Origin of the sequence: Streptomyces europaeiscabiei (assembly GCF_001550375.1) — a bacterium.
GTDB lineage: Bacteria > Actinomycetota > Actinomycetes > Streptomycetales > Streptomycetaceae > Streptomyces > Streptomyces europaeiscabiei.
Window position 1 is genome coordinate 1 of sequence record NZ_LRTR01000217.1, and the last position, 7,557, is coordinate 7,557.

Annotated in this window: 6 protein-coding genes; all 6 read left to right on the forward strand. The window is 73.2% G+C overall.

Annotation, left to right across the window (positions count from 1 at the left end; all coding sequences use genetic code 11):
• The first annotated feature begins 292 nt into the window (after positions 1-292).
• On the forward strand, positions 293-1,786 hold the full coding sequence (locus AWZ10_RS10700) for an SCO6880 family protein (protein ID WP_060890947.1): 1,494 nt from the start codon (positions 293-295) through the stop codon (positions 1,784-1,786).
• Positions 1,783-3,267: an ATP/GTP-binding protein gene (locus AWZ10_RS10705; RefSeq protein ID WP_234361096.1), complete on the forward strand. Its 1,485-nt coding sequence runs from the start codon at positions 1,783-1,785 to the stop codon at positions 3,265-3,267. Before AWZ10_RS10700 ends, AWZ10_RS10705 begins: the two co-directional genes overlap by 4 nt.
• Before the next feature lie 280 nt (positions 3,268-3,547).
• A complete protein-coding gene (locus AWZ10_RS10710) occupies positions 3,548-5,299 on the forward strand; it encodes a type IV secretory system conjugative DNA transfer family protein (RefSeq protein WP_060890948.1) in 1,752 nt (583 codons plus the stop codon).
• 52 nt (positions 5,300-5,351) lie between these two features.
• Positions 5,352-5,765, forward strand: a complete 414-nt coding sequence (locus tag AWZ10_RS10715; protein ID WP_046703968.1) for a DUF4913 domain-containing protein — start codon at positions 5,352-5,354, stop codon at positions 5,763-5,765.
• A gap of 143 nt (positions 5,766-5,908) precedes the next feature.
• Positions 5,909-6,367: a hypothetical protein gene (locus AWZ10_RS10720; protein WP_046703969.1), complete on the forward strand. Its 459-nt coding sequence runs from the start codon at positions 5,909-5,911 to the stop codon at positions 6,365-6,367.
• Between the two features lie 7 nt (positions 6,368-6,374).
• Positions 6,375-7,557, forward strand: a 1,183-nt coding sequence (locus AWZ10_RS47495) for a tetrahydrofolate dehydrogenase/cyclohydrolase catalytic domain-containing protein (RefSeq protein WP_060890949.1), incomplete at its 3' end; no start/stop codon positions are given.

Sequence of the window (7,557 nt, forward strand, 5' to 3'; positions counted from 1 at the left end):
CCTTCGCGGTCCAGGCCGCCGCGGTCGTCGTACAGACGGGCATGCAGGCGGCGTCCGAGGTCGCCGGCTCCCTCGACGACAACGACGGGATGAAGGGCCACAACCAGTAGCCCCAGCCCCAGGGAAAAGGGCGCCACAGGCCCTTTCCCCAGGGGCGCGGGGCTGTATCAACTCGCGGCTCCGCCGCGTGGGCGCGAGCAACCACGACCGACCCGCAGCCGCCATCGCTCAGAACCACCCGAGCTCGTAGGCACTCAGAACCCAGCGAACTACAGCCGGAAGAAGGAACCCCATGTCCACCGACGCCCTCACGCGTCCCACCTACGGAAACTGGCGCAGACCCCGCCGTCCCGGCCTCGGCCCGCTGGGCCTGCTCGGCACCGTCGTAGCCTTCGGCGGACTCCTGGTCGCACTGCTCGCCTCGCTGGTCTCGCTGACGGCCGCGATCCTCGTCCTCATCCCCCTCGGCCTCTTCCTCGCCCCGCTCGCGCTGCGCACGGTGGACGGCCGCAACATCTATCAGGTGGCCGCGGTGCGTATCGGTTGGCTCAGGCGCAAGGCGAACGGCTCGACCACCTACGTCTCCGGCCCGCTCTCCAAGCGCCCCGGCGGCCGCTACCACCCGCCGGGCCTGCTCGCCCGCACCAGGATGTACGAGGGCCACGACGCCTACAACCGCGCCTTCGGCGTCCTCCACCACCCCGGCCGCAACCTCTCCACGGTGGTCCTGGCCTGCGAGCCGGACGGCGGTTCTCTGGTCGACCCCGAGCAGGTCGACATCTGGGTGGCGTCGTGGGGCGACTGGCTCGCCCGGCTCTCGCACGAGCCCGGCCTGCGCGGCGCCCAGGTCGTCGTGGAGACCGCGCCGGACACCGGGACACGGCTGGCGGCCGAGGTCCTGCCGCGCATCGCGCCGGACGCCCCGGCCGCGGCCCGCGCGGTCATGGAGGAGGTCGTCGCGCGCTACCCCTCCGCCTCCTCCGAGATGCACACGTACATCGCCCTCACCTACGGCCCCACCGGCGGCCCCAAGCGGGACGTCCAGGACGTCATCACCGACCTGTCGATGCGGCTGCCCGGCCTGCTGTCGGGCCTGGTCGCGGCCGGCGGCGGCTCCGCCTATCCACTGTCCGCCGAGCGGCTCGCCGAGGTCGTGCGGGTGGCGTACGACCCCGCCGTCGCCCCCGATGTGCTGAGCGCGCGGGCCGAGCACTCCACGACCGGCCTGGACTGGGCGGACGCGGGTCCGGCGGCCGCCGTGGAGTCGGTGCAGGCGTACAAGCACGACTCGGGTGTCTCGCGGACGTGGATGCTGACGCTGGCGCCGCGCGGCACGGTCCGGTCGAGCGTGCTGCGGGGCCTGCTGGAGCCCGCGTCGGGCACGCGCCGCAAGCGGGTCTCGCTGGTCTACCGCCCGATCGACCCGGCGACCTCCGCCCGCATCGTCGAGGCCGACCGGCGCACCGCGCACTTCATGGCGGGCTCGAAGCGGGGGCTGGTCCAGGCGCGGGCCAGTTCCGAGATGCAGGCGGCGGAGCAGACCGCGGCCGAGGAGGCGGCGGGCGCCGGGCTCGTGGAGTTCTCGATGATGCTGACGGTCACCGTGGACAGCGAGGAGCAGCTGCCGGACGCGGCGATCACCGTACGCAACCTCCAGGCGTCCTCCCGTGTCCTGATGCGCCCCGCCGACCGTATGCAGGCCTCGGCGTTCACCTGCACACTCCCCGTCGGCCTGCTGCCGTGGGAGCACACCCTCGTTCCGTACCAGATCAGGGAGGCGCTGTGAGCAAGCGCGCTGCTGTACGTCCTCGGACCGCGCCCCCACGTGGGTGGTTCGGCCCCGGCGGCGGACAGGTCGGTCATGTCGACCCGCCCGCCCTGTGGCGGGCGACGACGGTCCAGGCGTGCGGCCTGTGGCCCTTCGCGGCGGGCTCCGGCGCCCCCATGACCGGGGTGCCGCTGGGCCAGCACCTGCACACGGGTGCCACGGTCTGCGGCGACCCCATCTCCTGGTTCACCCGGGCCCGTTACATCTCCAACCCGTCCCTCTTCATGCTCGGCATGCCGGGCCTCGGCAAGTCCACGCTGGTCAACCGGATGCTGATCGGCATGTGCGCGACCGGTGTCACCCCGCTGGTCCTCGGCGACCTCAAGCCGGACTACGCCGACACCGTACGGGCGCTCGGCGGCCAGGTGATCTCCATCGGGCGCGGGGTGGGCGGCATCAACGTCCTCGACCCCGGTGCGATGGGCGAGGCGGCGCTCCGGATCGGCGGTGAGCGGGGCCGGATCCTGGCGGCGGAGGCGCACGGCCGTGTGCTGAACATGGTCGCGGCGCTCATCACCATCGTCCGGGGCCGCCCGATGGACGACCACGAGCAGTCGGTGCTGTCCGCGTGCCTGCACCATCTGACGGAACGCGCGAAGCCGGGGCGTGCCCCTCTGCTGCCCGATCTGCTGAAGGTGCTGGACGAGGGCCCGGACCGGGTCCGCGCGGTCACCCTGGACCGCGGCGATGTGGCGCGCTACCAGGAGGCGGTGGACCCGCTGCACCGCTCACTGCTGGGCGTCCTGGACGGCCCGCTGGGCGGCACCTTCGCCTCCGAGACCTCCACCCGCATCAACCCGGCCGCGCCCGCCGTCTGCGTCGACATCTCCCGCATCGGTGAGGCGGACACGCAGCTCACGGCCGCGGCGATGCTGGCGGCGTGGTCGGACGGCCTCGGCACGGTCGCGGCGGCCCACGCCCTCGCGGACGCGGGCCTGGCCCCGCAGCGCTGGTTCTTCACGGTCCTCGACGAACTCTGGCGCCCCCTGCGGGCCGCCTCCGGCATCGTCGAACGCATCGACGCGCTCACCCGCCTCAACCGCTCCCTCGGCCTCGGCGACGCGAAGATCACGCACACCCTGAAGGACGCGGAGGCGCTGGGCAGCGCGGCCGACCGGGCGAAGGCGCGCGGCTTCGTGGAGCGGGCCGGGATGGTCGTGTGCGCCGGCCTCCCCCGTTCGGAGATGAAGGAACTCGGCGAGATCGTCGGCCTGTCGGAGCGCGAGATCGACCTCGTGTCGTCCTGGTCGTCCCCGCCCGGCTGGGCCAGCACGGGCGGCAACGAGGAACCGCCGGGCCGTGGGCGCTTCCTGATCAAGGTGGGCGGACGGCCGGGGATCCCGATCAAGGTGTCGATCACGGACACGGAGAGGGAGTTGCACAACACGAACACGAGGTGGACACCGAAGCCGACGCTTTCGAAGACCGGGCGCCCATGAGTTCGGGGGTGCGGATGCGTCGGCGGGTGCGGGTGGTGTGTGGTTGCTCGCGCAGTTCCCCGCGCCCCTCGAAAAGCAGGGGCTGCGCCCCGTGCTTTTCGTCTTCAGGGGCGCGGGGAACTGCGCGAGAAGCCCCACCGACCCGCACCCGCCGACGCACCCGCACCCCCGAGCCATGAGGCGCCGCCCAAGGGGGTCGAAGGGACACCGCCCTTGGGGGATGGGACGGGTAGGGGCGGCGGGGGCGAGAGAACATCCATCAGCTGACGGGGGACATCGAATGGCCGCACGCAAGCAACAGCACACCACCGGCGACGACCTGCTGCCCTGGATCATCCCCGGCGCCGCCCTGCTCATCGGCACCCTCTTCCTCGGCGCCTGGCTCGGCGGCACCCTGGCCGCAGCCCTCACCGGCGCCGGCTGGGCCCCACCCCCCTTCACCCTGGCCACGATGAAGACCCTCGTCACGGACGGCCCGACAGCCGTCTGGCCGACGACGTCACCCGGCGCGGTCGCCACCGGCACGGGCACGGTCTTCGGCGCCACCCTCGCCCTGCTCGTCACCCCGGTCGTACTCGTCCGCCGCCGGGGCCGCAGGCCCACCGGTCTGGCCGGCCGACGCGAACTCTCCGGCCTCCTCCCGAAGGGCGCCACCGCCAGGGCCCGCCAGCTCCGCCCGTCCCTGGCGAAGTCGGGCAGGCTCCCGCCGGACGACACGGGCAACCTCCTCGGCGACCTGGAACCCGGCGGCCCCGAACTCCGCAGCAGCTACGAGGACGTGGAGCTGGACCTGATGGCCCCGAGGGCCGGCAAGTCCACCGGCATCGCCGTCCCGCGAGTCCTGCGGGCCCGCGGCAGTGTGCTGCTGACCTCGAACAAGGCGGACGTGTACAGCGTGACCCGCGCGGAGCGCGAACGGGCGGGCACGGTCTGGACGTTCGACCCGCAGGGCATCGCGCACACGGCGCGCGGCCTGTGGTGGGACATGCTCGCCGACGCGGCCACCATCGAGGGCGCCCGCCGCCTCGCCGGCCACTTCGTCGGCGCGGTCAACGACGACGCGTCGAAGCGCGACTTCTGGATCTCGGCGGCCCAGAACACGCTCACCGCCCTGTTCCACGCGGCCAACCGGGGCAGGCGGCAGGTGGACGAGGTACTGGCCTGGCTGGCGGACCCGGCCGACCGTACGCCGGTCGACCTGCTCCGCGACGCGGGCATGGCGGCCCTCGCCGACCAGCTCCAGGGCACAGTCCAGGGCGCGGTCGAGACCCGGGACGGCATCTACGAGACGGCCCGCCAGTGCGTGGCGTGCCTGCTCGATCCGACGATCGCGGCCTGGGTGAGCCGGGACCCGGACCTGCCGCAGTTCCTGCCCGAGCGGCACGCTCTGTCGTCGGACACGCTCTATCTGCTCTCCAAGGACGGCGGCGGCTCGGCGGCCGGTGTCATCGCCGCGTGCGCGGACTCCGTACTGCGCGCCGGAGTCGTGGCGGCCGAGCGGATGGGCGGGCGCCTGGACCCGCCGATGACGGCCGTGCTGGACGAGGCCGCCAACGTCTGCCGTATCTCCGACCTGCCCGACCTCTACTCCCACTTCGGCTCGCGCGGCATCAACGTCGTGACCCTGCTGCAGAGTTACCGCCAGGGCGCGCGGGTGTGGGGCGAGGCCGGGATGGACGCGCTGTGGAGCGCCGCCACCATCAAGCTGCTCGGCGCGGGCCTCGACGACGCGGACTTCGTCGAGAAGGTCTCACGGCTGGTCGGCGAGCACGACGTGTCGACGGTGAGCTACTCCCGCGGCAGGGACGGGCGTTCCCGCTCCACGTCGTACCGCCTCGAACGCATCCTTCCCGCCGACCGCATCCGCGCCCTCCCCAAGGGCACCGCCCTTCTCCTCGCCACCGGCGTCAGGCCCGCCCTGGTCCGCCTGCGCCCCTGGTACGCCGAACCCGGCGCCGACCGCATCGCCCTCGCCGCCCGTGCCGAGGTCAAGGCCATCACGGCGAGGGCGGCGGAGGGGATCGTCCGATGAGGCCGCGCGTGTCCCCGCAGGTGACGCAGAAGCCCTACGAGGAGAGCACCCGATGACCACCATCGTCGAACAGCACGGCCCGGAACGGCCGCTCCCCGCCGCCCCGCCGTTCATCCTCTACCTCGACGGCGCCGAGTACGCGGAGGAGATGCACGCTCTGGCCGTGTGGGTCGGGGACCTGCTCCTGCCGGTCTACGGCCGCGAGGTCACCTCGCAGCAGCCCTGGTGCCCGCGCTGGTGGGAGCACCTGGAGGCGGTGGCGCGTCTGCACGCCCTGTGGCTGGCCTGGCAGGAACTCACCGACCCCATGGCGGGCGCGTCGGGCCCGGCCGTGTGGCACCGCGACCACCTCGGCCCCGTCCTGGCCGAACTCCGCTCCCCCGTCGGCCCGTTCGCGGGCTGCAAGGCGGGCGCCCACCGCGCGAAGCAACCACCGGCCGTGGAGCCGTACGGGACGGAGACCTGAGCCGACGGGTACGTGGGCGGACGGGGCCCCGGCCGGGTGGCCCCCCTACCCTTGACCGACGCGCAGCCGATCACAAGGCGGCCACCAGCGGAAACGGATCGAAACTCGAAAATCGTCGTCCGCGGCCGACAGGAGAGACAACCATGGACAACTCGACCCTCCGGTACTTCGAGGACGTCGTCGACTGGCGCCACCGCCGGGCGGGCCGGGCGCACACCCTGGTGCGGGCGGTGCACTCGACCGTCACCGGTCGGGCGGTCGCGGTCGTGTCCGAGCTGGCGAGCAACCCCGACGACCGGGGCATCACCGACGACTTCGGCAGCGTCGCCGACGCCGTACTGCCCGCCCTGCGCCGGGCGTTCGGCTCGGAGCCGGCCGAGGTCTTCTGGATCGCCCACTTCGGCGCGTTCTCGTACCACGACCCGACCGGACCGGAGTCCTTCACCCTGATCACCCTCACGCCGGGCCCGGACGGGCACACCGACGACCTGTCGGGCGACCGGACGTTCACCGCCCACGACGTGGAGGAACTCCTCGGCCACGAGCTCGAACCGGTCGGCCGGGTGCTCGCCCGGATCGACCACGAAGCGACACGGGGGTGAGCCGCGGATGACCGACCATGTGTCGGGGCGTGACGTACTGCGCCAGGCCAAGGAGTTGTACGCCCCCTACCGGGACGCCGTGGCCCCGACGGGACAGCGGGTGGCGATCATCCGCTTCCGGCCCGCGGAGAACGATCCGGCGGAGTGGAAGGTGAAGCTGGAGGCGTCGAAGGTCTCCGCCGAGCAGAAGGTGAAGAGCTTCGAACACCTGGGCTTCCGGGCGGACCATGTGGTGATGCCGCCGGGCACCACGCGTGCGCAGTTCGCCGAAGCACTGGAGCGCGCCAACCGGGACCCCGCGACCCGGGCGATCATCGTGCAGTTCCCGCCGCCGGCCCATCTCCAGCCGCTCGTACAGCGGATGGACCCCGCCAAGGACATCGACGCGCTCACCAAGGGCCGCTCCCCGTACACCGCGTGCGCCACGGCCGAGGGCATCTGCCGGGTCGTGGAACCGTTCGCCCGGGACGACCCGCTGATCGCGGTCGTGGGCAGCAAGGGGTTCGTCGGGCAGGGCGTCGTCACCACCCTGCGCGCACAGGGCCACCGGCTCATGGAACTCGACGCCGGAGACGACCTCCGGCGGGTACGCGACGCCGACATCGTCGTCTCCGTCACCGGCAACCCCGGCATCCTCGGCCCCGACCATCTCCGTCCCCATCACCGGCTCGTCGTCGACTCCGGGTTCGTACCGCAGGCGGACGGCACCGTGAAAGGTGACGTCCAGCGGGCGGCCTACGACATCCCACAGCACCTCACCCCCGTCCCCGGCGGCATCGGCCCGGTCGAGATGGCCACGCTCATGGAACGCGTCGTCCGCCGCGAGGTGGACCCCGACGCCCCTTCCTGGAAGGTCGAGCCCCGCCCGTACCTGACCAGGGAGCAACTGAACCAGCCGTCCCCGGAGACGACACGAGCGCCGACGGCGGCGGCCCGGACAGCGGCACCGACATCGACGTCGACAGCCGACGAGCGGCAGGGGCCCGGGCAGGGGCATGGGCAGGGGCAGGGGCAGGGGGCAGAGCCCGGGCGAGAGCCGACGAGTCTTCGGGGGGCTGCCGGGCAGCGGTCCACAACCGGCCCGGGAGCGGCAGGGCAGCGGCCCACGACCGGCCCGACGGTGGCAGGGCAGCAGGCCCCCGCCTCCGGCAATCCGGTCGCGGACGCCGCCCGGCGCCGTACCGGCGGCG

Bases quoted from the DNA above. Each gene is read 5' to 3' on its own strand.
- AWZ10_RS10700 (WP_060890947.1), top strand. From the start codon at position 293: ATGTCCACCGACGCCCTCACGCGTCCCACCTACGGAAACTGGCGCAGA.
- AWZ10_RS10710 (WP_060890948.1), top strand. From the start codon at position 3,548: ATGGCCGCACGCAAGCAACAGCACACCACCGGCGACGACCTGCTGCCC.
- AWZ10_RS10715 (WP_046703968.1), top strand. From the start codon at position 5,352: ATGACCACCATCGTCGAACAGCACGGCCCGGAACGGCCGCTCCCCGCC.
- AWZ10_RS10720 (WP_046703969.1), top strand. From the start codon at position 5,909: ATGGACAACTCGACCCTCCGGTACTTCGAGGACGTCGTCGACTGGCGC.